Origin of the sequence: Pseudoalteromonas atlantica (genome assembly GCF_043641955.1) — a bacterium.
Taxonomy (GTDB): domain Bacteria; phylum Pseudomonadota; class Gammaproteobacteria; order Enterobacterales; family Alteromonadaceae; genus Pseudoalteromonas; species Pseudoalteromonas atlantica_A.
This window is the reverse complement of record NZ_JBHZRV010000001.1, coordinates 430700-456908: the sequence shown is the minus strand read 5'-3', so window position 1 is coordinate 456908 and position 26209 is coordinate 430700. Positions and strand designations below refer to the sequence as shown.

The following is a 26209-nucleotide window of genomic DNA, read 5'->3' as shown; positions in this document are numbered from 1 at the left end:
TATATATTTATAGGTTAAGGTGCATTTCGTTGAGATGGTGAGCTTTTAAAATTGCCTATCATATCATTCGGTTTTACTTCATTTTTGTATTGGTTTGTTGCTGATGCCCACCACATTAACTGGTTAAATGTGCGGCTGTAATAGTTCATCCATGCACTTTCCTCTTCGGCTATTATATTAGAACCATCCTCTTTAAACACATCTTGTGCTTTAGAAATATGAATCATTGCAGAGACCGATAAGCAACCAAGTTCAGCTAAAAACGTACGCATACCAATCGCTGCTCGCATTCCGCCCCATTGACCTGCAGAATAGGTAACAATCGCGCTCGGCTTATAGGCGAACGATGAGCTAGCAAAATGATTTAATAAGTTAGCAAGGGCAGGGCTCATAGAATGATTATATTCAGGGCTTACCATAACATATCCATTAGCTGCGGCTATTTTTTCTGCAAGGGTATTGAGTAGCTCGGGTGCTTTACCTTTGGCATAGACAAATTGCGGTTTAAATACAGGCTCTAATGGATAATCTAATGGATCAACTAATTCAAATTGATGGTCTGAATAAGTGCTTTGTAAATAACTTAGGCATGATTTTGCAACCCGTAATCCTAAGCGAGCAGGTCTTGGTGGAGTACTGTCGCGCACAGTGCCTAAAAAAATAAGAAACTTCATCCACTTTCTCCTGACTGATATTAACAGTTTATTATAAATCGCCATTCATTACTTAAGGTATAAAGTCTAAATGCTAGTTAAAAATTACCTTAAGTAAAATGCCTAAACCCAAACTTTACGGGTTAGTTAAGTATATGGTTAATTGAATAAAGTGTATTTTATTTTTGGGTGTTATGTCATCAAGTAAGCAATTGAATAACATCAATTCTAGCTAATTGAATGGCCTATCATACTAAAATTTTGTAGCTCAACATATATTAAGTGGTTCTAAAAAAGCTAGGAAACAAAATTTTGGTGCTTAGATAAATTTTGTATTCTAAATACTCAGCTAATACGTTAGCTAGTAAATTAAGTTGATATACTATAACATCACTATAACATATCAATTAAAGAGCTATAAAATGAATAAGAAACTGCCCGTCACAGTTTTGTCTGGTTTTCTTGGGGCTGGTAAAACCACCGTATTAAGCCATATTTTAAATAACCGAGAGAGTTTAAAAGTGGCTGTCATCGTAAATGACATGAGCGACATCAACATAGATGCCGCGGTTATTAAAAACGAGGTTTCCCTTAATCATCTTAACGAAAAACTGGTAGAGATGAGTAACGGGTGTATCTGTTGTACCTTGCGAGAAGATCTTCTAATAGAAGTTACAAAGCTTGCCAATCAAGGACAATTTGATTATTTAGTCATTGAATCGACGGGTATCTCAGAGCCTCTACCTGTTGCTGAAACGTTTACGTTTGCCGATGATAATAATGTCTCTTTATCAGATGTAGCAAGATTAGACGCAATGGTGACAGTTGTTGATGCTGTTAATTTCCTACAAGACTATGAGCAAGCTCAATTATTACATGAAGTCGGAGAGTCTTTAGGCGCAGAAGATGAGCGCAGCATTACGGACTTGCTTGTTGATCAAGTTGAATTTGCAGATGTTATTTTGATCAGTAAGACTGACTTGGTAAGCGCAGAACAAGTCTCTCAGCTCACCGCAATCTTAAAAACACTCAATACACAAGCTAAGATTATTCCTATATCGGCTGGTAATGTGGCTGTAGAAGAAATTTTGAATACGGGCTTATTTGATTTTGATAAGGCTCAACAAGCACCTGGTTGGCTTAAAGAAATGCGTGGTGAGCATATCCCAGAAACGCAAGAGTACGGAATAAGCAGTTTAAATTATGTTGCACATAAACCTTTTGATCCTGATAAATTTTATCAGTTCCTACACTCTACTGAGCAATATGGCAAATTGCTTCGTTCAAAAGGTTATTTTTGGCTAGCAACACGGCCTGATTTTTGTGGTCAGTGGAATCAAGCAGGCGGCATTGCCGATTATGGTTTTGCAGGAATGTTTTATAAAGCCTTACCTAAAAGTGAATGGCCGACTGATGAAGAAACATTAGCTGAAATTAATGAAAAATGGCAAGAGCCATTTGGTGATATGCGCCAAGAGTTAGTATTTATAGGACAGTCATTAAATAAAAGTGCGATGAAAGGCGCGCTTGATGCTTGCTTATTAAACGATGATATTTTGCTTAAAGGCAAAGAGTTTTGGGCATCGTTAAATGACCCATTTCCAGTATGGGAGGAAGGTGTATGAATTCCCTTGCAACTGTTACATTAGCTGAAGAGCTTTTAGAGCGTCGTGCGGCTATAGATACTCAACCCAGTATATTTGCTGATATTTATAAACCCGATGTAAACATTGTTATTTGGCAAAGACAACTTGCAGACACACTTTGTGCGGCAGTCGATCAGCTTATAAATTCCAAGCAATTAAAACCAGTAGAAATAGCGGTTGCACCCGAGAATACATATGACGAGCTCACTGGTATTCTCGGTGATTCTAAAGCTACATCAATTTTGAGCCAAGATATTGCGTTGCAAGTGGATATGTTTTGTTGTTTGTTTGATTTAAAGAGAGCAGGCTTGCGCTTAACCATGCTCGACAAAGCGATGTGCCCACGCTTTCACGTTGATAAAATACCGTGTAGATTAGTTTCAACCTATCAAGGCGTTGCTACTGAGTGGCTTGCACATGAGCATGTTGATCGGACTAAGTTAGGTGCTGGCAATAATGGTCTTAAGGATGAAGATTCGGGTTTATTTGATAAATCTGAACATATACAACAATTAACCCAAGGTGATGTTGCATTATTAAAAGGTGAGAATTGGCAAGATACAGAAGGTGCCGGTTTAGTTCATCGCTCTCCAGCAGTTAAAAATAATACTCAGCGTATTTTATTAACGTTGGACTTTATGTAGTCAAAATTAGCTCGAAAATTAACAACAAAAAGGGCGCAATGAAGCGCCCTTTGATTAAACATTTATTTTGTGAAAGCTATTTTTTCTCTTCGTCAGGCAAAGTGACATTAAGCTCAAGCACAGCTAAATCATCTTCATTTTGATCGAATTGTACTTGCACTGCATCTGTATTCACATTGACATACTTGCGTATCACATCAAGAATGTCTTGTTTTAACTGTGGTAAATAATCCGGTGTACCACGCTGTGAGCGCTCGTGGGCAACAATGATCTGCAATCGCTCTTTTGCCAATGATGCGGTATTTTTCTTTTCTGAGCGGAAGTAGTCAAGTAAAGACACATTAACCTCCAAATATCCGTTTAAATAACCCTTTTTTCTCTACATCTAAGAAGCGAAAATCGACAGTTTCACCTAATAATCGCTCAATCGCATCTGCATATGCAAGGCCAGCGTCAGATTCAGAGTCTAAAATTACAGGTTGCCCTGAGTTTGACGCGCTCAACACAGCTTGTGACTCAGGTATTACACCTAACAATGGAATAGAGAGAATGTCTTTTACATCTTCAACTGAAAGCATTTCGCCTTTCTCAACACGCTCTGGGTTATAGCGAGTAAGTAAAAGATGTTCTTTAATATTTTCAAGGCCTTCTTCAGCACGTTTTGATTTGCTGTGTAGAATTCCTAAAATACGGTCTGAATCTCGAACCGATGAAACCTCTGGGTTTGTTGTAACAATTGCTTCATCAGCAAAATACATTGCCATCATTGCACCTGCTTCAATACCAGCGGGTGAATCGCAAACAATGTAGTCAAAATCTTTTTTCAGCTCGTTAAGCACGCGCTCAACACCATCACGTGTTAGTGCATCTTTATCGCGAGTTTGCGAAGCGGGTAGTAAGAATAGCTTCTCTACACGCTTATCTTTTATAAGTGCTTGGTTAAGATTTGCCTCACCATTGATTACATTTACAAAATCATAAACTACTCTGCGTTCACAACCCATGATTAAATCAAGATTACGTAAGCCAATATCAAAATCAATAATAACTGTTTTATAGCCTTTAAGCGCTAAGCCTGTGCCAATTGCAGCACTTGATGTAGTTTTACCCACACCACCTTTACCAGATGTAACGACAATTACTTTTGCCATAAGATTTATCCTTTAACCAAAGCTGAAATTTCTAAAGATTCGTTTTTTTGTTGTATTTGCACAGCCTGTCCCCAGTGTTCACCTTGCAATGAATCACTGATCCAGTAATTACCATCAATTGAAACAAGTTCAGCTTCTAACTTTTGGCAAAAAATGTGCGCTTCTTTTAAACCTTGCGCGCCAGCAATAGCGCGACCACGTAATGTGCCATATATATGGACATTGCCGTCAGCAATTACTTCTGCACCATGGCTAACCGCGCCAAGTACAATTAGATCTCTGTCTTTCGCGTAGACCTGTTGGCCAGAGCGAACCGTGCCATTAATTACTTGTGCGGGTAAATGTACGGCTTTTTCAACAATTGACGTGTTAGATTCTTTTTTAACAGGTTCACTCTTAACGTCTTGTGAATAATTTAAAACAGACAGGCCTGCTGATTTAGCGAGTGCATGTTGTTCATCGGAGCCATTACATACACCAACAGCATTAAAATTGAGCCGCTCAATCAAAGATTTTAAATGTGCAAAGTCTATTTGCTCGTTCTTAACTTCAATTAAGTTAACAACAATAGGCGCACCTTCAAAGAATCGTGGGGCTTGTGATATTTTTATGTAAAGTTGTTCTGCTAAAAGGTTTATATCAGTGCTGTACAGATGCAAGACTGATAGCGTAAATAGATTTCCCTTTAACTCAAATATTTGGTCCGACATATACACTCAATTGTATTATTTGATCAGAAATTAAATCTAGATAAAAACAGGCAAAAACGACCCTAAATTATGTGGATTTAGTTGAAATTTCTAATCTATTTTTTCTAACTTATTATTACTCTCATGGTATAGTGTGCGGCACTGTTACGCAAGAATTTATAGGCTCATAATGCTCACTGCGGTATATAAAAGTAAGAAAAAAGCGGATACCTTTCTTTTTGTCGAAAAAAGAGATGATTTTAGCAAGGTACCTGAACCTCTAATGGGGATGTTTGGTAAACCTGTATACGTCATGCTAATAAATTTAGCGAAACGAGAGCACTTAGGTGTTGCTGATCTAAATACAGTTAAGCAAGCGTTAACCGATGATGGGTTTTACTTGCAGATTCCACCACCACAAGATAATTTACTTGCTGAGTTTAAGAAACAAAATGGAGTTGAGAGTGACTAAAAAAGTATTAACAAAATTGGCTGCTATTATTTGTAGTGCGTGCATTAGCACATCGGCACTGGCCAATACACAAGAAAAATTTGATGCATATGTTGCAAACCTTAAACAGGAAGCAACGCAAAAAGGCTATGATAAACAGCTTATTGATGCTGCGTTTGCAACGGCTAAGTTTAAGAAAAAAGTAATTTCAGCTGATAAAAACCAGCCTGAAGTAAAAGAAACCCTCGAAACATATTTACCTAAACGTGTACCGCAATGGAAAATAGACCGAGCTCGTAAATTGTATGCTGAAAATAAAGAAATTTTAGAACAAGTTGCAGAGGAGTTTGGTGTACAAGCTCGCTTTATCGTTGCACTTTGGGGGCTTGAAAGTAACTTTGGCAAAATTCAAGGTGGACATAATGTTATTTCATCAGTGGTAACACTGGCGTTTGATGGCCGCCGCGAAACCATGTACAAAAACCAACTTTGGGCTGCGCTGGATATTTTAAAAGCTGGGCATATTACGCTAGATAAATTCAAAGGTTCATGGGCTGGTGCAATGGGCCAAACGCAATTTATGCCAACTTCATTTAATGCCTACGCGGTTGATTATGATAAGGATGGCCGTAAAGACATTTGGACCACACAGGCTGATGCCTTTGCATCAATCGCAAATTACTTAAAACAAGCAGGTTGGAATGACGATTTAACCTGGGGGCGCCAAGTTAAGCTACCAGATGGCTTTGATAAAAACTATGTATTAAAACGCGGCACGCGCACCCGTAAGCAATGGCTAGAATACTGGGCTGACTCTGAGCGTTCATTGGCTGACTGGCAAGCGCTTGGCCTTCGTAAAATGGACGGTACAGACCTTCCTAATGTTGATGTGACAGCTGCGCTGGTCATGCCAGATGATATGGGCGGGCGTATGTATCTTGCCTATGATAACTACAAATCATTGATGCATTGGAACCGTTCATACTACTTCGCCACCAGCGTAGGTTACCTATCAGACCGCATTGGTTACCCAGCGATTTAGTAAATTATTGGGTGATAGATTGCTAGGACCTAGGTAACTAGGTCCTAGGGTGTTTGCACAAAGCGCGAGTATATCTCGCGCTTTTGTTTATAAAGAATATAAGCGAGCTAGGAGCGGTAAGCTTTAAGCTTTAAGTTGTAAGCTCGGAGTTCAATTTGGCTACGTAGGTTGGGTAGAGTGCAACGAAACCCAACGAATAAATACCCTATCAGTCTCCATCACGGCTCTGTATTAACAAGCCTTTCATAGCTCTTTATATTGTGGTTAAAAACATTTCAAGTAATTCATTCACAAAGAGGGTAAGAGACGCCGCGCTTAAGAGAAGACAGTAAACTTTTCAGTGTTCAGTTTGTTGTTCAAGTTGGCTACGTAGGTTGGGTAGAGTGCAACGAAACCCAACGAAAAAATATCCTATCAGTCTGCATCTAAGCCTAGCATTAAAGGGTTGTTTAATATTGTTTCTGCCTAATGTTACTATGCTTAAAGTAATATTGAGAATATCAACTTTAATTACAATTGTATTTATAGCTTGTGAAAGCTATCTTTTCACCAGCTTCAAATTATAAAAATTATCCCTTATAAACTTATAAAGTCTTAAATTGGGCCCATGTTCTACTAAGTCCTTAATGGGTAAAGTCCACTCATCAAAGCCTTTCATTTTAATAACCAATATGTGCATCTCAGCTTCCTCAGCATTACTACCTGCGACAGCCCGCTTATGGCCAATTTCATAACGCATAGATTCTAGTAAATCTTTATGTATAATATCAGTGCCGAATACGCCATCTCGGATATGTAGTTTACTTTTGGTAATCCATGCTGCTGGCTTACTTGCGTTCTTGAACCAAAATATTAATGAAGCCAAGTAACAAAGAATAATTATGGCTAACGAATATGCCCATTCAAACTGCAACTCTGCGAGAATAATTAATACGAATGCCATTGGTGATAATGATGCAAAAAATATTTGAAAGTAATTTCTATTTCTAGCTAGTACCATGGGTTAATTTAAATTCCTTGTATAGTTATTTATGACCTTTGTACTCTTTTTCACTTCTCGATGAACTCTGTGGTTAAAATTTTTAGAACCTAGAACCTAGAACCTAGAACCTAGAACCTTGAACCTAAAAACACAACGCGATATAAAATCGCTGCTACGGTTTCTTCAATATCTTATCTTTAAAGTCGAGTACTTTACCTATGCCTGAGCCGAGCTTCATTAAGCTTTGGAGTTGTTCTGGGCTAAGACGCTGCAGTTCAGAAGACCATTTAGTCACGGTTTCGAGTAAGTCGTGAATTTCATGCATTTGTTGTTGGGCAAATTTTTCATCATCGTTAGTGGGTGTTTCGAGGATGTTGTCACGGAGTAGGCTGAGTGTTGGATCTATCTCGCGTTTTTTGCGCTCTTCAAATACACGGTTGGCCATGTCCCAAATTGTACCCGCAGGGGCATAATACTCTTTACGGTCGCCGGGAATATGCTGCACTTTAATTAAACGCCACGATTGCAGCTCTTTTATACCCATACTGACATTACCGCGAGATATGCTAAGGGCATCTGCAATTTCATTGGCCGTCATGGGTTCTTTAGTAATAATAAGTAAACCGCACATTTGACCAATTGTACGATTAAACCCCCAGCGACTGCCCATTTCGCCACAGTGCATTACAAATGCGTAGTTTTTTTCTGATAATGTCATAGTTTTTAAGTTTCAATAAACAATGAAACTAATGCTAGCACGCTTAAATGGTATAGCAAGCACTACAGTCATTGATAATACTCGTTGTGTATTTTTTGTGCGACCAAAGTTTGATTTAGATTAAATCACATTCCTTTATATTGGCGTAAGCTATACCCATAACGATGACAACTCTCACAAGGAATTAAATATGAAAGCTGCTATAAATACTGAATATAAAGGACGCTTAGAAATTACTGATTTACCTATTCCAACGGTCGGTGTAAATGATGTGCTGGTAAAAATTGCTGCATGTGGCGTTTGCCATACAGACTTACATGCATGCCATGGCGATTGGCCTGTTAAACCTAAAATGCCTTTGGTGCCGGGGCATGAGGGAGTGGGGGTTATTGAACAGTTGGGCAGTAATATACATCATTTAAAAGTGGGTGATAGGGTCGGTGTGCCTTGGCTTTACAGTGCGTGTGGGCATTGTGAATTTTGTTTAGATGGCAAAGAAACGCTTTGTTTGTCACAACACAATACAGGGTATTCAATTGATGGCGGTTATGCTGAGTATTGTTTAGCGCATGGTGATTACGTGGTTAAAATTCCTGATGGTTTAGGCTTTGCTGAAGCTGCTCCCTTATTTTGCGCGGGCGTTACTACTTATAAAGCGTTAAAAGTATCAGATGCAAAACCAGGGCAGTGGGTTGCTATTGTTGGCGTGGGTGGCCTTGGGCACCTTGCAGTGCAATATGCAAAAGCCATGGGGTTTAACGTAATCGCAGTTGATACGGGTAATGAAAAGCTCGCTTTAGCTGCAAAGCTCGGTGCAGATATCACTCTTGATTTCAAAGAGTGTGTGCCAAGTGAAACAATTTTTCAAAAAGTAGGTGGAGCCCATGCAGTTGTATGTACAGCTGTTTCAAAGCCAGGTTTTGAACAAGCGTATAAAAGTGTAAGGCGCGGTGGTAAGTGTGTATTAGTTGGCTTGCCGCCAGAGGAAATGCCACTGCCAATATTTGATACAGTTTTAAATGGAGTTTCTGTCGTGGGTTCAATTGTTGGTACGCGTAAAGATTTACAGGAATGTTTAGAATTTGCAGCACAGGGCAAAGTAAAAGCAATTATTGAGGAGAAACGCCTTGATGATATTAATGACATTTTTGATGATATGTTAAAAGGCGAAATCAACGGCCGGATTGTAGTAACTATCTAATAGTAAATTAATTATAGCGCACAAGAAGTGCGCTATAATTAGCAACATGGTAAAAGCCTACAACTTATAACTCAACGTTAATTTTGCATTACGCTCTTCACCTGGCATACCGCCCAAAAACATGGCTTTTGAATAATATACTTTATTAAATAAGTTATTTAAGTTTAGCTGTACGGCCCATTTATCAGCGTTATAACTCAGTGCGGCATCATAAACGGTATAATTGGGTACATACCCGTCAGGAATACCGAATGATGATGAATTTGTACTGCGATCATCCACATATTTAACACCGGCACTTATTTTTAGCGGCTCTGACAGTTCAAACCATTGGGCGCTATAGGTCACCCAGGTACTTGCTGTTACATAAGGCACGCCTTTTTGACGGCTATCAAATGCGCTAGAGTTAGGGTTTTTCTTATCACGGGCATCTTGATAAACACCATTGATATTCACTTTCCACTGCTCATTTAAATACGCATTTAAATCAAGCTCCACTCCTTGAGTTTTTTCTTCTCCATCAAAATAGCTTTGTGGTACTGATGCAGGTGAAGTAGCTTCATCGTAATCAGGGTTTGCGTATTCTAAATTAGTACGTGCTGTATCAAACAATACAATAGAGGCGAGTAGTTGATCGTCAAACCCTTTTACACGTAAACCTAGATCAGTGCTGAGTGATTCAGCGTCTTCTCTGTCTGCTTCATTACCTGATACAGACCCTAAAACACTATACGCTGTACGGCCTTTTGAATGATTAATAAATATTGATATATCATCGCTAGGTTGATAGGTTGCGCCTAAATTATAGGTTAAACCATTATCTGAGGTGCTTGCCTCTGGAGTTGCAGCTGCTGCACTTGTGCGGTAACGGGCATCAACACCAAAGTGTTCATATTTTTGTGTTATTTCGTTATAAGCAAAACCTACACGAGTGGTAAAAGTATCGTGAATATAGGCAACATGTTGCATGCCTACACCCCACGCTTGTACTTTTTTATTGTAGTTGCTTGTTTTAAGTGGGTCGTAATCACTAAACTGACCATCGCCCCAGTTTGGCGTTCGTATATCAAAAATATACGGTAGCGACCCTTGGTATGTTACATCGCCATTCTTATCAGTTAACACATAGTCTTTATCCCAAATAGAATATTGCGTGAAGCGTACGTCACGGTCTTCGTAATTGGCATTAACTAATAGCTCATTATCGATATCACCTAGGCTAAAGTCATAGCGTAAATCAGCAAAGTACTGCCACGATTTTTCATCAGCTTGAACTTGGCGATATTCTTGTCTGCGCGCTGCAAAAGGATATAGTACGTCGTCAATAACCAGAGGCGCACGTGGGTTTGCGTTAATCACACCTCTGCGGTTCCAATATACATAGTTGTAAGCACCAGTTTGACGAGCAAAGCTAGATTCGTAATTGCGATATTGCAGTTGTTGGTTTAAAAACAAATCATCAGTAAGGTAATAATTATGCGTTAACTTAAAGCGCAGTTCTTCACCTTCGTTGTCTTTAGCCATGGGAGAAATTATTCCGTTGTGGCCAAATGTATAAGGCGTTAAACCATCGGAACTGGCTAATGAATCAGCAAGTTGTTGGCGTTGCGTTTGTGTTAACTGTAAACCAGCCATGGATGGGTCATTTACTAAATCATCGCCAGTTACCTGGTTTGGTGTCTTCCCATTAACCGACTCTGCATTATAAATACGAATAGGGTGGCCGATAGAATCAACAGCAATGGCATCTCTAATATAAGCTGCCGATAACATGATGTCTTGGTCATCATTAAATACATATTTTAGTGAGGAATATATTTCATCGCGGTCATCTTTTAAATCACGGTAGCCGTCACTGCGAGCCGTTTTCGCGTTTACGCGATAAGCTAAGTTATCCGTAATTGCATCTGTACTATCAAATGCAAGCGAGTAAGTGTTCCACTGACCAACTTCAGCTTGCACTGTATGCTTTGCTTCAAATTGCGGTTTTTTTTCAATCAGGTTAATAACACCACCAGCGCTGCCCATACCGTACAAACCGGTTGCAGGGCCTTTGAGTACTTCAACAGCTTCAACATTAGTTAGCGAGCGAGTCGGGTTAAAGGTATTGCCTAAGCCTGCACCCCCGTACATGCCATCATAGGTGTAATTAGCACCTAATCCACGAATAACCAAGTTATCGCCAATACCATAGTTATTCCCTGCTTGCGTAACACCGCTGACATTTCGAGCAAGGTCTTGAAGGTTATCAACCCCTTGTGAATTTATTAATTCTTGATCGACCACCACAATAGGGGCAGGGGTTTCCATCAATGACATATCAGATTTAGTTGCTAAACCAGAATTTAGCACAACATGATTTTGCTTTTGATATACAGTGATGTGTTCAAGTTCAGACTCTTGAGCTGAGAATGCATTAAATGATGTTAAGCACGCGAGTGTAATTAAAGAAAGTTTATGTGTTGTCATACATAGTCGCCATTAAAGTTTTTCGCAATGATAATGGGTTGTATTTGCATTACAAGTAAAACTTACCTTTTATAGGAATTAAATTGGCTGTACACATTTTACTAACGTTATGTTTTATATGTATTTACTTTTGATGGGTAGCATGGTGGGTAAATAGGTTAATACGTGGGGGGAGGATACCCCACGTTTTAAAAAATAGCGCTTTGGTTTATTTAATACGTACACCCTGTTTCATAATAAACTCAATTTGTTCTAAGCGGGTAATATCATCTAATGGGTTTCCTTTCACTGCGATTATATCAGCGGCAAAGTTTGGTTTGATCTGCCCTAAAGTTTGGTCAACCTTTAAAAGTTTAGCACTGTTAATTGTTGCCGACTGTAACGCCTGTAATTCAGTCATACCTAATTTGACCATGCGTGAAAATTGTTTAGCATTATCACCATGCGGATAAATTGCAGCATCAGTGCCAAACACCATGTTAACACCCGCTTTAACTGCACGAGAAAAACTATCGCGCTGTCTTTTAGATACTAAGCGCTCTTTGGCGAGATTTTCTTCTGCAACACCGTTTTTTTCACCGTAGGTCAGAGTGTATTCAGTATTATAAATATCCATTGAAAACCACGTGCCATGCTTTTTAGCAAGGGCGATGGCTTCATCATCAACATAACTTACGTGTTCAACACTGTCTACTCCCGCCACAATAGCTGCCTTAATGCCACTGGTTCCATGTGCGTGTGCTGCAACGGTTAAACCTCGCATGTGGGCTTCATCAACAATCGCATTCATTTCATCTTGGCTATATTGCTGAATACCCACCTTTGTGCCCTTTGAAAAAACACCGCCCGTTGCGCAAAACTTTATAGCATTGGCACCGTACTTTATATTTTCGCGTACTTTTGCTCTAACAGCCCAAGGGCCATCGGCAACACCCGTTGCCGTATACTTTAGTTCGGGCGGTAGTCGATTATTATCACAGTGACCACCGGTCACACCTAAAGAAGGGCCTGCTGCCCAAATGCGCGGGCCGATTATATCACCTGCGTTTATTCCGTCTCTTACAGCAATGACACTGTAACCGTCTGCGCCTACATTTCTCACTGAGGTAAAACCAGCATGTAGAGTTTTTTTAGCAAAATAGGCAGCCTTAATTGCTTTACGTGGGATTGACTGCCCAATGCGTTCGCTCCTTGGTACGGTAGGATCGCTAGTTAAATGTACATGCATATCCATTAAGCCTGGGAGCAGGGTCAATTCATCAAGCTGAATGTGCTCATCGCCTGGTTTTAAGTTTGGTTGCTTGGCGTACTCAATATGTGTAATTACACCGTCATCAATACTTAAAAGGGGTTGGCTTTTTAACTTGCCTGTTTGTACATCTACCATTGCTTTGGCTGTTATATAAGTAGTTGCGTCTACCATCGGGCTACACAAGGTAAGCGCACTTAAGCTCAGTGTTATTATTTTTATATTCATTATTTTCGTTTTGCCGTTTAATTAATGCATTTAATTTAGCAATGCGCACCTAACAAGTAAATATAATGTCAAAGTAAATACAAAGCTTGCTATGCAATGTGCTCAAACCGCATAATCTACCACTCTCTCATTCAAGGAATAAATTATGAAAAAAATAAAATTAGCAGTGCTAAGTACTGCTATTGTGTTGTCGCTGAGTGCATGTAGTGGTCAAAACAAAGACAATAATCTCAGTGTTAATAATCAAACACCTCTCAGCACAGAGCAGGTTATGAATGAGAGCGAAAAATTAACCCAGTTATTGACACATTATTTTGATGATGGACTGGCATTTAATCCCATTGGTGGCACATTTTTAGGCCGTAGTGAATATAACAACCAATTTATTGCACCAATTACGCAGGCAAACATTGATGCCAAGCGTGATTTTTATGCCTTATATCAAGACAAGCTAACTAACATTGATAAGTCCGCTCTACAAGGGCAAGACTTATTGAGCTATGAAATACTTGAACGTGATTTAGTATTAGCACTACAAAGTGCACAGTTTCCAAGTCATTTAATGCCGATTAATCAAATGGGTGGGGCGCATAATACGTTTGCTGGTTTTGGCTCAGGAAAAAGCGCACAACCTTTTAATACACCAGAAGATTACATTGCGTTTATAGAGCGAGCGCAAGCATACACTGCGTGGTTGCAAAGCGTTGAGAATATGATGCGACAAGGGATTAAAAAAGGGGTTGTATTGCCTAAACCGCTAGCACAAAAATTACTTCCTCAGTTTCAAGCGCATATTGTATCAAAGGCAACAGACTCTTTGTTTTGGGGACCTATAGAAAATCTCCCTGAAGATTTTACTCAACAACAACGGGTTGAAATAAGTACTGCCTATAATACGATGATTTTGCAAACCTTAGTACCTGCCTACCAACAAATGAGCGACTTTTTAGCAAGCGAGTATATCCCAAATAGTCGCGATACAATTGGCTATGCTGACTTACCAAATGGTAAATCTTGGTATGAGTATGAAATTAAAAAACACACCACGCTTGAATTAAACGCTGATGAAATCCACCAAATCGGTTTAGACGAAGTCTCGCGTATTTTAAGTGAGATGAAAAAAGTTAAACAGACTGTTGGGTTTGAAGGTGACTTAAGCGCATTTTTTGAACACTTACGTACCTCAGATGAATTTTATTATGATACCCCTGAGGAATTAATTGCGGCTTATGAAGCTGTTAAAGCCAAAATAGACGCTAAGGTCCCTTTGTTATTTGATGTAGCACCGAAAGCGGATTACGTTGTAAAAGCAGTTGAAGATTTTAGAGCCGAGTCAGCGGCGGGGGCTTCTTATCAATCACCTGCGCCAGATGGCTCACGCCCAGGTATTTTTTATATCAATACATTTAACTTAAAAGCACAGCCAAAATTTTTACTTGAAACTCTGTCAATTCATGAAGCAGCACCGGGCCACCACTTTCAAATTGCATTACAACAAGAAATTGAAGGGCTTCCGTTATTTCGTAAATTTGGCGGTTACACGGTTTTTGCCGAAGGCTGGGCTTTATATGCTGAAAGCCTAGGCAAGGAGATGGGCTTATTTACAGACCCTTACATGTGGTATGGGCGTTTATCAGATGAGCAGTTACGTGCAATGCGTTTAGTACTTGATACGGGGTTTCACGCTAAAGGTTGGACTCGCCAACAAGGTATTGACTATATGTTAGCTAACTCATCGATGGCTAAGAGTGACATCGTTGCAGAGGTTGAGCGTTATATTGCATGGCCTGGTCAGGCATTATCGTACAAACTTGGGCAGTTTAAAATTCAAGCTTTACGCGATTATTGTAAGCAAGCCTTGGGTGAAAAGTTTGATATTAAGGCCTTTCATACGCAAATATTAATTGATGGCGCATTACCTATGCCTATTCTTGAAGCTAAAATAAAACGATGGGTTGCTCAACAGCAATAATCATTACGCGCATGGCTGCTAGCTTTGCGCGATGACCTTGTTTACGGTAAACTGCGCGCTCTTAGGGGCGCTGAGTTTTAACATGTTAGATAATCAATTTTGGCTAAAAAAATCATTAGAGCAGATGTCTCAACCAGAATGGGAAGCCATTTGCGATGGTTGTGGTAAATGCTGTTTAAACACTTTTATAGACAGTGAAGATGAAGACGAATTTACGGCTACGGATCAACTCCGTGAGGGCGAAGAGCTCATTTTTACAAATATTGTATGCCAATACCTAGACAATAATACATGTGGCTGTAGTGAATACGAAAACCGCCAAACACTTGTACCGTCATGTGTAAAACTCACCAAAGAAAACCTCGACAGTATTTTCTTTATGCCACAAAGTTGCAGCTATCGACGTTTACATGAAGGACGTGGTTTAGCTTCATGGCATCCATTAAATAATAACGGTAGCAAAGAATTGATGCACGAACTGGGTATATCAGTGCGAGACAAGACCGTTAAAGATTGTGATGTAGACTTGGACGACTTTGATTTATATGTTGCTCAATGGCCCACACAGGACTTCGATTAATGACCCAGCTACTCTCAACAATAGGATTAATTAACCCTAAAAGCCCTACTAATGTTGGCGGTGTGCTACGTGCCGCGGGTTGTTATGATGCAAAACAAGTGTTTTTTACAGGCACGCGATATTTGAATGCCCAAAAATTTCATACCGATACAAAAAATGTGGTTGAGCGAATCCCATTGACGGCCGTTGATGATCTAAAAAATGCAATTCCAGCAGGTGCAAAAGTGGTTGTCATTGAGTTGATAGAAGGAGCGACGCCGCTACCTGATTTTAAACATCCTGAGAATGCGTTTTATGTTTTTGGACCAGAAGATGGCTCAATTAGCAAAGACGTCCTTAAATGGTGTGATGAAGTGGTGTATGTACCGACGATTGGCTGTATGAACTTGGCTGCGACGTGTAATGTTGTGTTATACGACAGGCTTGCAAAGTTAGGTGGGGTTGAATGCTCAGATAGTACAATTATCAAAAGCCGTGATACAAACAACAAAATGAGCTGGAAAAAGTCTGGCTAAAACTGGAATGATGCACTGATCACAGGCCCATGCGTTAGTGCTTCGTAATCAAAGTTGTAGTTTTCTACAGTATTACGGCTATCAAGCTCCAAATAACTGCCTTTATAAAGGGCTGAGACATCCCATCGAGGCGTCAATTTATATGTCACTCCAAGCTTAACACTCCCCGATAAGGTATCTTTAAACCCGTAACCGCCAATATCACCTGATGATGTTAACTCCCAATTATACCCAATAGGCTGGCTTATCTGATAAGCTAATTTTAAACCATCTGACTTATAATTGATTGGACCAATAAGGTGAGGAATTTTAATTTCATCATACAAATCAACTTGTGCGTTAGAATAGGAGTGATTTAGGCCAAAAGAATTTACCCACTTTGATACAGACGACTTGGCTGAATAATTAGATTTTAAAAAAGGAGCAAGCGACACTGATATAAGCGTTTCAGTTTTAACAACAGCAAATGAATGATTGTTTGTTGAAGTAGCATATAAATTGTCTAAAGCAGCATGTTGACTACTAATTAACTCTCTAACCTTGGATTGCATTTGCAATGTGTCATTCTCGCTAACACTTACAGCGGTTGTATGGTCTAATTTAAGTTCCCACGATTCGCAATATCCATTTAATGTATACAAGCTCATAAGCATTACAGATAAATTCAACAATTTGTTGTTCATTCGCTCTCCAATAAGCCACATTCATTTATGTAAAATAAAATTTTTAGACCTTAGGGTCTGTTCTTTTTATAGGTTGAAGAAAATTGCATCCTGAAATACGTTTGAATCTTAAATTATAAAATTGAAATTTAACTATAGTCGTAAAAAATGCTAAATGAAAAATACCTATTTAAAAATAGCTGTATAAACTTATCAAGCAGAGGTATCACCGCGCCAGCTAAATTCACTATTTTAACTCGCTAAAGCTAGTTATAGGTAGTTGAGCATTGGAACGTTCCTAATAATAGTTTGTGATCTTCTTGGTGCTATGTGTAGAATCGATAGCAACTTGTTAATGGAGTGAAAACCACGTGAGTGAAATAAATACAAACGAACATTTTGAAACAAATGAGCAGCAGCAAAATAAAAACTATCTGCCCGCTTTAACGGCGATGACCACCCTGTTTTTTTTATGGGGATTTATAACGGTTTTAAATGATGTGTTAATTCCACGTTTGAAAGGCGTTTTTGATTTAACTTATACCGAAGCAATGCTGGTACAGTTTTGTTTTTTTGGTGCTTATTTTATTGTTTCTTTACCTGCTGGCTTATTAGTTAAAAACTTTGGCTATAAAAATGGTGTTTTATCGGGCTTGGTAGTTGCTTCAATAGGGTGCTTATTGTTTTACCCTGCGGTTGTTGTACATGAATATTGGCTATTTTTAACAGCTTTGTTTGTACTTGCTGGTGGCATTACCGTATTACAGGTTTCGGCAAACCCTTATGTTGCCGCGCTTGGGCCAGAAAAAACTGCTTCTTCGCGTTTAAATTTAGCTCAAGCATTGAATGCATTGGGTACTACAGTAGGCCCGTATGTTGGAGGTATTCTTTTCTTTGGTGCTGCCGGGTCTTTAACCGCCGGTGCTGCATCAGCAGAGTCGGTTAAGATTCCATATTTAATGCTCGCCGCTGCATTATTAACCATTGCTGTTGTATTCGCATTTTTAAAATTGCCTGAAATAAAAGCCCACAAAGAGCAAAACGACTGTAAAGCGAAGGATCATTCGTTAACTAAAGCGCCTCATCTTATTATGGGTGTTGTTGGTATATTTTGTTATGTAGGTGGTGAGGTTGCTATTGGTAGCTTTTTAGTTAACTTTTTTGGTGAAGCACATATCGCAGGGTTAGAAGAGCATGCAGCTTCAGCACTGATTGCGTATTATTGGGGTGGGGCAATGGTCGGTCGCTTTATCGGTTCAGCTTTGATGCAAAAAGTTGCGCCATCTAAAGTACTAGCCTTTAATGGGTTTGCAGTTATAGCATTGCTGTTAATCACTATATTTACGCAAGGAAGTGTTGCTTTGTACAGCGTGCTTGCGATTGGTTTATTTAACTCAATCATGTTTCCAACCATATTCTCTCTGGCGATTGAAGGTTTGGGTTCTCAAACAAGTAAAGGTTCTGGTTGGTTATGTTTGGCTATCGTAGGCGGTGCACTGATCCCATTACTACAAGGGTTTGTAGCAGATACTGTGAGTATTCAAGATAGTTTCTTTGTACCTGTTATCTGTTATGTTTTCATAGCATGGTACGGCCTTAATGTTGTTAAATTATCAAATAGATGGCAACAGCTAGTGAGTAAATAATAGTTCATAGAGTACATCGTTTTTATAAATGCACTTACTTAGGTAAGTGCATTTTTTATTTACTGTATTTATAAAGTTAATTATTGAACCGAGACAATTAATGCTGGAAAGCATTAAATAACCTGCCAATGAAAATCACTGAATACGTATTCAAAACTAAAATAATGAAAAGCTCTAGGAACGTTCCAATATTTGCTTTGCATGAATAATTGATAATTTCTACTACACTGAAATAACAATACTTAAGTGAAATTGTTAACTATTATATTTACCTAACCTGAACTCTGGTTAAGAGATGTAATAATGTATCGATATTACATTACAAATATATTTATTAGTCTCCAGCCGAAGACTTTTAGCGATAACAAGGCGAATTTACGCGTCAATAGCTAGCCTATTGCAAGTAAATTCAACGCAGTTAGCGTTGAAAGTAGCCGCTGGAGATAGATTTATTATCCAGAGTTCAGGTTACCTAACATGCTTATTCATTCATATTAAATAAATGATAAGCAGTACTAAATACTTATTTTTGTTGTTAATAGCGTGACAAATAGCGATTAAGTGAGACAAATTCACTGTTATTTGTTAAAACTAAGATGCTAATAAAGAAAAATAAATAGGCTCCCTATGCAAAGCTCCCTAAAGTTTACAACCAAAGTTACTATTGCTGCATCGATTGTTTTAGTGCTGGTACTTGGTTTGTTTACTATCAATAATTTTATTTCAATGCGGACCCAAACCCAGCAGCAATTATCAGCAGTGTTGCAAGAAAGCTCTCAATCGGTGTCACAAAATATTGCTAACTGGCTTAATAATAAACTGGCGATTGTTGTTTCCGTTGCCAAAACTCACCAACAAGCAGACAGTGAAGCTGTAACCTTGAGTCAACTGAACACCGCTGAAATGGCTGGTAGTTTTAAAAATACTTATATAGGTAAGCCTGATGGTACATTTGTACTAAACGATCAAAGTATCGTTCTCCCTGCGGATTATGATGCCACTAAGCGCCCTTGGTATAAGTTAGTCGAAAATAAAACTAACACTGCATTTACTACACCTTATATAGATGTAACAACGAATGAGCTTACAATATCGGCTGTTGCACCAATCACCATCAATGGTTCATTTAATGGTGTAGCAGGCGCGGATATTGACATGAAAACAATTACTAAAATTGTAAATGAGATTGATTTTTTAGGGTTTGGTTATGGCTTTTTACTTGATAGTAATGGTCGGATTTTAAGTCATCCAAATACTAAATTGAACGATCAAAATATGGATAAATTGTTTTCTAAAAACCTTCCTTTAGAATCTCAATTTGTCGAAGTTGACATTAATGGCGATGACTTTCTTGTTTCTTTTACCAAAATTAAGGGAATTGAGAATGTTAATTGGTATCTAGGTGTTGTAATTAATAAAGAGATTGCGTATTCCTCTGTTGCATCATTTCGCAATATGGCTGCAATCTATATGGTTTTAGGCGTGTTTGCTATTGTTCTTATGATGCAGTATTCACTGCGTTACTTAATGCGCCCAATGCGAAGATTAAATGATGCTATTAAAGATATTGCTCAAGGTGAAGGTGATTTAACACGCCGCTTAGAAATAGAAAACGACGATGAATTTGGCGAGCTATCAGCCTATTTCAACGCATTTATTGATAAAATACATACTTCAATTGATCAAGTTAAAACCACAACAGTGCAACTAGAGCGCTCTGTTGAAAGCCTTGTAGAACAAACAGAATCAACCTTGAATATGTATAGCGATCAAACTAAACGAACAGATAGTGTTGCAACTGCAATTAACCAACTTTCATCCAGTGCTGTTGAAATATCTAATAGTGCAAGGCATGCCTCTAGCCTCGCTACTGATGCAAACGCGCAATCGGTGCAAAGCCAAAAATCGTTAAACGAAAATATAGCGGCAATTAACTCACTCTCTACCAATATGGAAAAAGCCCAAACAACTATTAACAGTGTTGCCAAACACTCTGCCAGTATCGAACAAGTGCTTGAGGTAATAAAAGGTGTGAGTGAGCAAACCAATTTACTCGCATTAAATGCAGCAATAGAAGCCGCGCGAGCAGGAGAGGCTGGCCGAGGTTTTGCTGTTGTTGCGGATGAAGTGAGACAGCTTGCTCATCGAACGCAGCAGTCTACAAAAGAAATTGAAGACACCGTAGTTCAATTACAAAAAGGTTCTGAGAGCGCTGTAAATGTTATGAAAGCAAGTCTACTCGAGAGTGACAACAGCGTAAAACAGGCTCATGTTGCTGGCGATAAAATGGCTGATGTAACTAAAGCAATTGAGTCAATTGATAATGTTAATCATAGCGTTGCCAACGCAACAACAGAGCAAAATCATGTAATTCAATCACTTGATAGTGATATTCATAATATAAGTGAGTTGTCACAACAAGGCCAAAGTAATCTTAATAACACGTTAGAGGAATGCACTCGGTTAAAATTACAATTTGATGATCTTGAGAAGATGGTTCTTCGCTTTAAAGTATAACTGATAAGAATTACAGACAGTAATGCCAAAATTTGATAAAAAAGCTAGTTGGTTAAATTTAATCAATATTGAAAATGTCTATAGCGCGGAGAATCAACGACGCGCTTTCACTTTTTTTACCATGATATTCGTGGCTTTAATTCTAATCACTACGTTAGTTGTTTCAAATTATGATGTTTATCCTATATTTTTAACCGTTACGCTTATAGTGTCTGACATTAGCTTATTGATATTTGCCTTGTATTTTTCTAAAACAGGGCGTTTCAACACAATCGCAGTAATAGTGTTAACCATTATATGTGTTTTATGTTTAGCGCTGGTTTATACCGGTGGAAAAGAAAATACAGCGCTTTACTGGGTAATGTTTTACCCCGTTGTAGCATTCTCTACGTTGGGTTATCGATTAGGTTTTGTCCTAGTATCACTTTTGTTATTTTTTACCTCCTTATTACTTTTCGGGCCGAGTATTGGTCAAGTTGAATACCCTGTTACCGAAAAAGGACGATTTGTTGCGGCGTTTTCGCTTGTTTTTCTATTTAGCTTGATAGGTGAGTACTTCAGAAATAAGAGCCACTTAGAAATAGCTCGTATGACCTTGTCACAAAAACAAGATGCTCATACCGATCAGTTAACAGGTTTAGCTAATAGGCGTTTTATATTAAGCCACTTTTTACCACTTACTAACGCCAACCCTGCTAAGTATTTACCGTTAAGTATATTATTAATCGACTTAGACCATTTTAAAGTTATTAATGATACCTACGGTCATAATATTGGTGATAACGTCTTGGTTGATTTTGCTACTTTACTTGAAGAGCAATTAAGAGTGCATGATATTAAAGTACGCTACGGTGGCGAGGAGTTCATGGTCATTTTACCTGAAACAGCACTTTCAACAGCTGTAACGATAGCCGATACTTTATTAAAGCAAGTCGATAATAAAGCGTTTATTTATGAAAATATAAAAATTGATCTCACATGTAGCATCGGCATCTCAGAGGTTAAGCATATTGAACAGTTTAATGAAGGGATTAAGCTTGCTGATGACAGGCTCTACAATGCTAAGCACAGTGGCCGTAATCGTGTGGTATATTCTGGAAGTGATTTTTTATAATGTCTGATACAGCAAAGCTTATTTATGTTTATGACCCTATGTGTAGTTGGTGCTGGGGTTTTACACCTGCTTGGCAGCAATTAAAGCAAGCTCTTGACGGTATTGTAACTATTGAATACCGTGTTGGTGGCTTGGCCCCTGATAGTTCAGAACCAATGCCAGAGCAAATGCAGCATATGTTACAAAATACATGGCATACAATAAGTAACAAACTCGGTACCAAATTTAACTTTGACTTTTGGCTCACATGCCAGCCTAGGCGTTCAACTTACCCTGCTTGCAGAGCTGCTTTACTTGCGCGTAAAGTTAAAAAAGAATCACAAATGATTGAAGCGATTCAACATGCTTATTACCTTCAAGCACGTAATCCCTCAAACAAAAGTGTGTTGGCTGAAATAGCTCAAGAATTAGGCATAGCGAGTCAGGAAGATTTTGAACAACAGTTAAACTCAACCGTTTTAGATCAAGAGTTAATGACAGAGATAGCTCAGGTTAGAACGTTACCTATTCAAGGCTTTCCTTCATTAATTTTAATTGCACACGGCAGCGTATACCCTATTCCTATTGATTACACGCACTGGCAACTTACTCACACTACAATTGAGCGTATTGTTAGCCAGGTATAATGCGGCGGATTAGCGCGCTTACTTCTTAGTAACCTAACTTGGTTCTAACTTTGTTTTACGCATATTTATTTTTGGTTGAGTGTCAGTAATACCAATCCGCAATAGGTATAATAATATTTGTTTCTGCAGCTTAAGTTGTGCACCTTAAATTTATATATAAATTTCAATTGCTTAAAATTATAATTTCGCCTTAGTTGTATTATTTGTTACAGCTGTAACAAAAAAGACTTTTTCAAGCAACACTCTTGTCATCTTTAATCTCTAAACTCTCGCTCATTAAAACAAACCAATAGTAATTAACGAGTAAGGTGTATGCGATGATAGGCGTTAAACCATTGATTCTTGCAGGTATTGTAGCAGCAACTGCCACAGTACAAGCTAATGAGCTTAATACGGTAATTAACAAAAGCAGTGAAATTAATAAATCAGCTGCGCAATCACAAACAAAAATAGACAAGATTGCAGACTCTATGCAAGGTCGTCTTCAGCAATTTACAGCACTAAACAAAGAGATCGACGGTTTAGCTGTATACAATGCACAGCTGACCAAACAACTCAATAATCAGATTACTGAAATGGAAGACTTAAATGCTTCTATGGATAAAGTATCTGTGATTGAACGTCAAATTACACCATTAATGATCCGCATGATTACGGGTCTTGAGCAATTTGTATCGCTTGATGTGCCTTTCTTAAAAGATGAACGTGCAAAACGAATTACATCACTAAAAGGCATGATGGACCGTGCAGACATCAACTCAAGTGAAAAATTCCGCCGCCTTTTAGAAGCTTACCAAGTTGAAGTGGATTACGGTCGTACCATTGAAGCCTACACAGCGCTACTCAGTGTAGAAGGCCAAGAGCGCGAAGTTGATTTTTTACGTATCGGTCGTTTAGAGCTTATCTATTTAACGCGTGACGGTAAAAAAGCAGGCAGTTGGGATCAACAAACAAAGTCATTTGTTGCGCTACCAGATTCAACAATTAGCCAAATCAGTAAAGGCTTACGCATTGCGCGTAAGCAACTTGCCCCAGATATGTTAACACTACCAGTACACGCGGCTGAATAAGAGGTTTTTGACGATGAAATTACTTACCAAAATGACAAAAATGGCCGCACTTGTAACAGGCTTAGGCTTTGCTGCAAGCAGCATGGCAGCAGAACCAATGGATTTAGATGCGTTATTAAAAACCTTAGAGCAAGGTAAATCAGCGCAATCTGCACAAAATCAGCAACGTGAACAAGAATTTAAATCACGCCAAAACGAACAAGTGCAAATGCTTCAAGACACGCAGGCCAAACGTAATCAAATGCTTGCACAGTCTGAGCGCCTTGAAACACAGTTTGAAGAAAACGAAGTTAAGCTTGCTAATTTAACAGACACATTATCAAACCGTATGGGTTCACTAAAAGAATTGTTTGGTGTTCTGCAACAAGTTGCAGGGGACTCAAGCAATAAATTTATGACCTCGGTTGTATCTGCCCAAATTCAAGATCGCAGCAAATTTATGGATGAGCTTGCGGTTAAGATGGGTTCAACCTCAAACCTTGCTTCAATCGAAGATATTGAACAAGTATGGTACGAGCTTCAACGTGAAATGACAGAGCAGGGTAAAGTTTCTCGCTTTACAACAGACGTTATCGTAGAAGGCGGTGCTAAAGCACAACAAGAAGTTGTACGAGTAGGTGCATTTAACCTTATTTCTAACGGCAAATACTTAGAATATAACGCAGCTACAAATACGATTAGCCAACTTACTCGTCAGCCAGTGTCGCGTTTTACTGCTACGGCGCAAGATTTACAGAGTGCTGATTCAGGTGTTGTACAATTTGCACTTGACCCAACAGGTGGTTCTATCCTTGGCTTATTAGTACAAGCACCTGATACGCAAGAACGCGTTCACCAAGGTGGTACAGTCGGGTACGTTATTTTAGGTGTAGGTGTTATTGCCTTACTAATTGCGATTGAACGATTCTTATCACTGATGCTAATTGGCGGTAAAGTTCGTCGTCAACTTAAAGACACCGTCGCACGTGATGACAATCCACTAGGGCGTGTAATGAAAGTTAAAGACCAGTACCCTGATGTTGCTTACGATACACTTGAGCTTAAATTAAGCGAAGCTATTTTACGTGAAATGCCTAAAATTACACGTAACCTAACGCTGATTAAAATTATCTCGGTAGTTGCTCCATTACTTGGTCTACTTGGTACAGTAACCGGTATGATCAACACCTTCCAAGCAATCACTTTATTTGGTACTGGTGACCCTAAACTAATGGCGGGCGGTATTTCACAAGCACTTGTAACAACAGTACTGGGTCTTGTTGTAGCAATTCCAACCGTATTTTTATACACCTTGCTTAACACTCGCGCTAAAAACATCTTGTTAATTATCCAAGAGCAAAGCGCAGGCATCATTGCTGAGCGTAGCGAGAAGGGAGCATAAACCATGGTGCAGTTGATTGATTCAATCAATGCTATCCGTGATTTTCTCGACACTGGTGGCCAAGTTCTCTTGGTCATCGGAGTGTTAATCTTCGCGATGTGGTTATTGATACTCGAGCGATTTATATTTTTCTTTCAAGGTTACAAGCAATACAAACGCGATGTTAAAGCGACTTGGCATAACCGCAGTGAGCGTAACAGCTGGAATGCAGAGCAAATTCGTCAAGCGATGATCTCACGCGCAGGAATGCAGCTTAACACCAACTTAGCGTTAATTAATGTGATGGTTGCACTTTGCCCGTTACTTGGTCTACTTGGCACAGTAACAGGCATGATAGAAGTTTTTGATGTAATGGCAGTGACAGGCACAGGCAGTGCTCGTTCAATGGCATCTGGAGTGTCAAAAGCAACTATCCCGACAATGGCGGGAATGGTTGGTGCGCTCTCTGGTGTATTTGCCTCTACATTTTTGCAACGCCGAGCGAAGCGCGAAGTAGAGCTACTTGAAGATAATATGGTTTTAGACCACTAATAAAATTTTTGTAAAGCAGCCAAGCGCTGCTTTGCCAAGGAGTAAAAAATGAGAGCCCCATTAGGTAATTTATTACAAGAAGACGAAGCAGAAGAAATTAACATGACGCCAATGCTAGACGTTGTTTTTATCATGCTTATCTTCTTCATTGTGACAGCTTCGTTTGTTAAAGAAGCGGGTATTGATGTGAACCGCCCTGAAGCAGCAACAGCTGTTAAAAAAGAACGCGCAAATATTTTAGTAGCTATTTCTGATACGGGTGAGATTTGGATAAATAAACGTAAAGTAGACGAGCGTGCAGTACAAGCAAATATAGAACGCTTAAAAGCAGAAAACCCACAAGGTAGTGTGGTTATTCAAGCAGATAAAAAAGCCACCACCGAAGTATTGATTAAAGTGATGGATGCATCACGTGCTGCTGGTGCGTTTGACGTTTCAATTGCTGCGCAAGAAGCGTGATAAGGAACTGATA

Annotated in this window: 25 protein-coding genes; 16 read left to right on the top strand and 9 right to left on the bottom strand. The window is 39.0% G+C overall.

The window, feature by feature from the left end; all coding sequences use genetic code 11:
• Window positions 1-14 precede the first annotated feature (14 nt).
• On the bottom strand, window positions 15-674 hold the full coding sequence (locus tag ACHUE3_RS01910; RefSeq protein WP_394189621.1) for an NADPH-dependent FMN reductase: 660 nt from the start codon (window positions 672-674) through the stop codon (window positions 15-17).
• 401 nt (window positions 675-1075) lie between these two features.
• Between ACHUE3_RS01910 and zigA the strand changes: the two genes are divergently transcribed.
• Window positions 1076-2278 carry a zinc metallochaperone GTPase ZigA gene (gene zigA, locus ACHUE3_RS01905; protein WP_394189619.1) on the top strand — a complete coding sequence of 401 codons (1203 nt, stop codon included), beginning with the start codon at window positions 1076-1078 and terminating at the stop codon, window positions 2276-2278.
• Window positions 2275-2943 (top strand): DUF1826 domain-containing protein, encoded by a 669-nt coding sequence (locus ACHUE3_RS01900; RefSeq protein ID WP_394189617.1) that lies wholly within the window; start codon window positions 2275-2277, stop codon window positions 2941-2943. Before zigA ends, ACHUE3_RS01900 begins: the two co-directional genes overlap by 4 nt.
• Window positions 2944-3019: 76 nt before the next feature.
• Here ACHUE3_RS01900 and minE read toward each other — a convergent pair whose 3' ends face one another.
• From minE to minC, 3 genes are read right to left on the bottom strand one after another with little or no spacing between them, the layout of a single operon-like run.
• Entirely contained in the window at window positions 3020-3283 is a 264-nt protein-coding gene (gene minE / locus ACHUE3_RS01895) for a cell division topological specificity factor MinE (RefSeq protein ID WP_087531477.1), read from the bottom strand.
• A 1-nt stretch (window position 3284) separates the two neighbouring features.
• Window positions 3285-4094 (bottom strand): septum site-determining protein MinD, encoded by an 810-nt coding sequence (gene minD, locus ACHUE3_RS01890; RefSeq protein WP_394189615.1) that lies wholly within the window; start codon window positions 4092-4094, stop codon window positions 3285-3287.
• A gap of 5 nt (window positions 4095-4099) precedes the next feature.
• Window positions 4100-4804 (bottom strand): septum site-determining protein MinC, encoded by a 705-nt coding sequence (gene minC, locus ACHUE3_RS01885; protein WP_394189613.1) that lies wholly within the window; start codon window positions 4802-4804, stop codon window positions 4100-4102.
• A gap of 169 nt (window positions 4805-4973) precedes the next feature.
• Here minC and ACHUE3_RS01880 point away from each other — a divergent pair, with 169 nt between their 5' ends.
• Entirely contained in the window at window positions 4974-5255 is a 282-nt protein-coding gene (locus tag ACHUE3_RS01880) for a YcgL domain-containing protein (protein ID WP_394189611.1), read from the top strand.
• Window positions 5236-6276 carry a lytic murein transglycosylase gene (locus ACHUE3_RS01875; RefSeq protein WP_394189609.1) on the top strand — a complete coding sequence of 347 codons (1041 nt, stop codon included), beginning with the start codon at window positions 5236-5238 and terminating at the stop codon, window positions 6274-6276. The genes ACHUE3_RS01880 and ACHUE3_RS01875 overlap by 20 nt, the downstream gene beginning before the upstream one ends.
• A gap of 538 nt (window positions 6277-6814) precedes the next feature.
• Here the strand turns inward: ACHUE3_RS01875 and ACHUE3_RS01870 are convergent.
• Together ACHUE3_RS01870 and ACHUE3_RS01865 are read right to left on the bottom strand one after the other, a co-directional pair.
• Window positions 6815-7276 (bottom strand): hypothetical protein, encoded by a 462-nt coding sequence (locus ACHUE3_RS01870; protein WP_394189607.1) that lies wholly within the window; start codon window positions 7274-7276, stop codon window positions 6815-6817.
• Between the two features lie 154 nt (window positions 7277-7430).
• Window positions 7431-7976: a GbsR/MarR family transcriptional regulator gene (locus ACHUE3_RS01865; RefSeq protein WP_394189605.1), complete on the bottom strand. Its 546-nt coding sequence runs from the start codon at window positions 7974-7976 to the stop codon at window positions 7431-7433.
• Window positions 7977-8166: 190 nt separating this feature from the next.
• Between ACHUE3_RS01865 and adhP the strand changes: the two genes are divergently transcribed.
• The gene (adhP, locus tag ACHUE3_RS01860; protein WP_394189603.1) at window positions 8167-9177 is read left to right on the top strand and encodes an alcohol dehydrogenase AdhP; all 1011 of its coding nucleotides are present in this window, start codon (window positions 8167-8169) and stop codon (window positions 9175-9177) included.
• Window positions 9178-9234: 57 nt separating this feature from the next.
• On the opposite strand, the gene ACHUE3_RS01855 is transcribed toward adhP, so the two are convergent.
• Window positions 9235-11646: a TonB-dependent receptor gene (locus tag ACHUE3_RS01855; RefSeq protein WP_394189602.1), complete on the bottom strand. Its 2412-nt coding sequence runs from the start codon at window positions 11644-11646 to the stop codon at window positions 9235-9237.
• 208 nt (window positions 11647-11854) lie between these two features.
• The gene (locus tag ACHUE3_RS01850; protein WP_394190262.1) at window positions 11855-13069 is read right to left on the bottom strand and encodes a Xaa-Pro dipeptidase; all 1215 of its coding nucleotides are present in this window, start codon (window positions 13067-13069) and stop codon (window positions 11855-11857) included.
• Between the two features lie 199 nt (window positions 13070-13268).
• Between ACHUE3_RS01850 and ACHUE3_RS01845 the strand changes: the two genes are divergently transcribed.
• From ACHUE3_RS01845 to ACHUE3_RS01835, 3 genes are all read left to right on the top strand, one after another.
• The gene (locus tag ACHUE3_RS01845) at window positions 13269-15095 is read left to right on the top strand and encodes a DUF885 domain-containing protein (RefSeq protein WP_394189600.1); all 1827 of its coding nucleotides are present in this window, start codon (window positions 13269-13271) and stop codon (window positions 15093-15095) included.
• A gap of 82 nt (window positions 15096-15177) precedes the next feature.
• Window positions 15178-15675 carry a YcgN family cysteine cluster protein gene (locus ACHUE3_RS01840; protein WP_394189598.1) on the top strand — a complete coding sequence of 166 codons (498 nt, stop codon included), beginning with the start codon at window positions 15178-15180 and terminating at the stop codon, window positions 15673-15675.
• Window positions 15675-16190, top strand: coding sequence for an RNA methyltransferase (locus ACHUE3_RS01835; RefSeq protein ID WP_394189596.1), 516 nt, complete (start codon window positions 15675-15677; stop codon window positions 16188-16190). The genes ACHUE3_RS01840 and ACHUE3_RS01835 overlap by 1 nt, the downstream gene beginning before the upstream one ends.
• Here the strand turns inward: ACHUE3_RS01835 and ACHUE3_RS01830 are convergent.
• Window positions 16187-16873 (bottom strand): hypothetical protein, encoded by a 687-nt coding sequence (locus tag ACHUE3_RS01830; RefSeq protein ID WP_394189594.1) that lies wholly within the window; start codon window positions 16871-16873, stop codon window positions 16187-16189. The two genes, ACHUE3_RS01835 and ACHUE3_RS01830, sit on opposite strands and share 4 nt — an antisense overlap.
• 350 nt (window positions 16874-17223) lie before the next feature.
• On the opposite strand from ACHUE3_RS01830, the gene ACHUE3_RS01825 reads away from it, so the two are divergent.
• The 8 genes from ACHUE3_RS01825 (at window position 17224) to ACHUE3_RS01790 (ending at window position 26196) form a co-directional block, all read left to right on the top strand.
• Entirely contained in the window at window positions 17224-18498 is a 1275-nt protein-coding gene (locus ACHUE3_RS01825) for a sugar MFS transporter (protein WP_394189592.1), read from the top strand.
• A gap of 627 nt (window positions 18499-19125) precedes the next feature.
• A complete protein-coding gene (locus ACHUE3_RS01820; RefSeq protein ID WP_394189590.1) occupies window positions 19126-21015 on the top strand; it encodes a methyl-accepting chemotaxis protein in 1890 nt (629 codons plus the stop codon).
• A gap of 22 nt (window positions 21016-21037) precedes the next feature.
• Window positions 21038-22129, top strand: coding sequence for a GGDEF domain-containing protein (locus tag ACHUE3_RS01815; RefSeq protein ID WP_394189588.1), 1092 nt, complete (start codon window positions 21038-21040; stop codon window positions 22127-22129).
• Entirely contained in the window at window positions 22129-22755 is a 627-nt protein-coding gene (locus ACHUE3_RS01810) for a DsbA family protein (RefSeq protein WP_394189586.1), read from the top strand. The genes ACHUE3_RS01815 and ACHUE3_RS01810 overlap by 1 nt, the downstream gene beginning before the upstream one ends.
• A 317-nt stretch (window positions 22756-23072) precedes the next feature.
• On the top strand, window positions 23073-23825 hold the full coding sequence (locus ACHUE3_RS01805; RefSeq protein WP_394189584.1) for a DUF3450 domain-containing protein: 753 nt from the start codon (window positions 23073-23075) through the stop codon (window positions 23823-23825).
• A 13-nt stretch (window positions 23826-23838) separates the two neighbouring features.
• Window positions 23839-25206, top strand: a complete 1368-nt coding sequence (locus tag ACHUE3_RS01800; RefSeq protein WP_394189583.1) for a MotA/TolQ/ExbB proton channel family protein — start codon at window positions 23839-23841, stop codon at window positions 25204-25206.
• Window positions 25207-25209: 3 nt separating this feature from the next.
• On the top strand, window positions 25210-25737 hold the full coding sequence (locus ACHUE3_RS01795; RefSeq protein WP_394189581.1) for a MotA/TolQ/ExbB proton channel family protein: 528 nt from the start codon (window positions 25210-25212) through the stop codon (window positions 25735-25737).
• A 48-nt stretch (window positions 25738-25785) separates the two neighbouring features.
• Complete coding sequence (locus ACHUE3_RS01790; protein ID WP_058559390.1) at window positions 25786-26196, top strand: ExbD/TolR family protein; 411 nt, start codon at window positions 25786-25788, stop codon at window positions 26194-26196.
• Window positions 26197-26209: the final 13 nt, after the last annotated feature.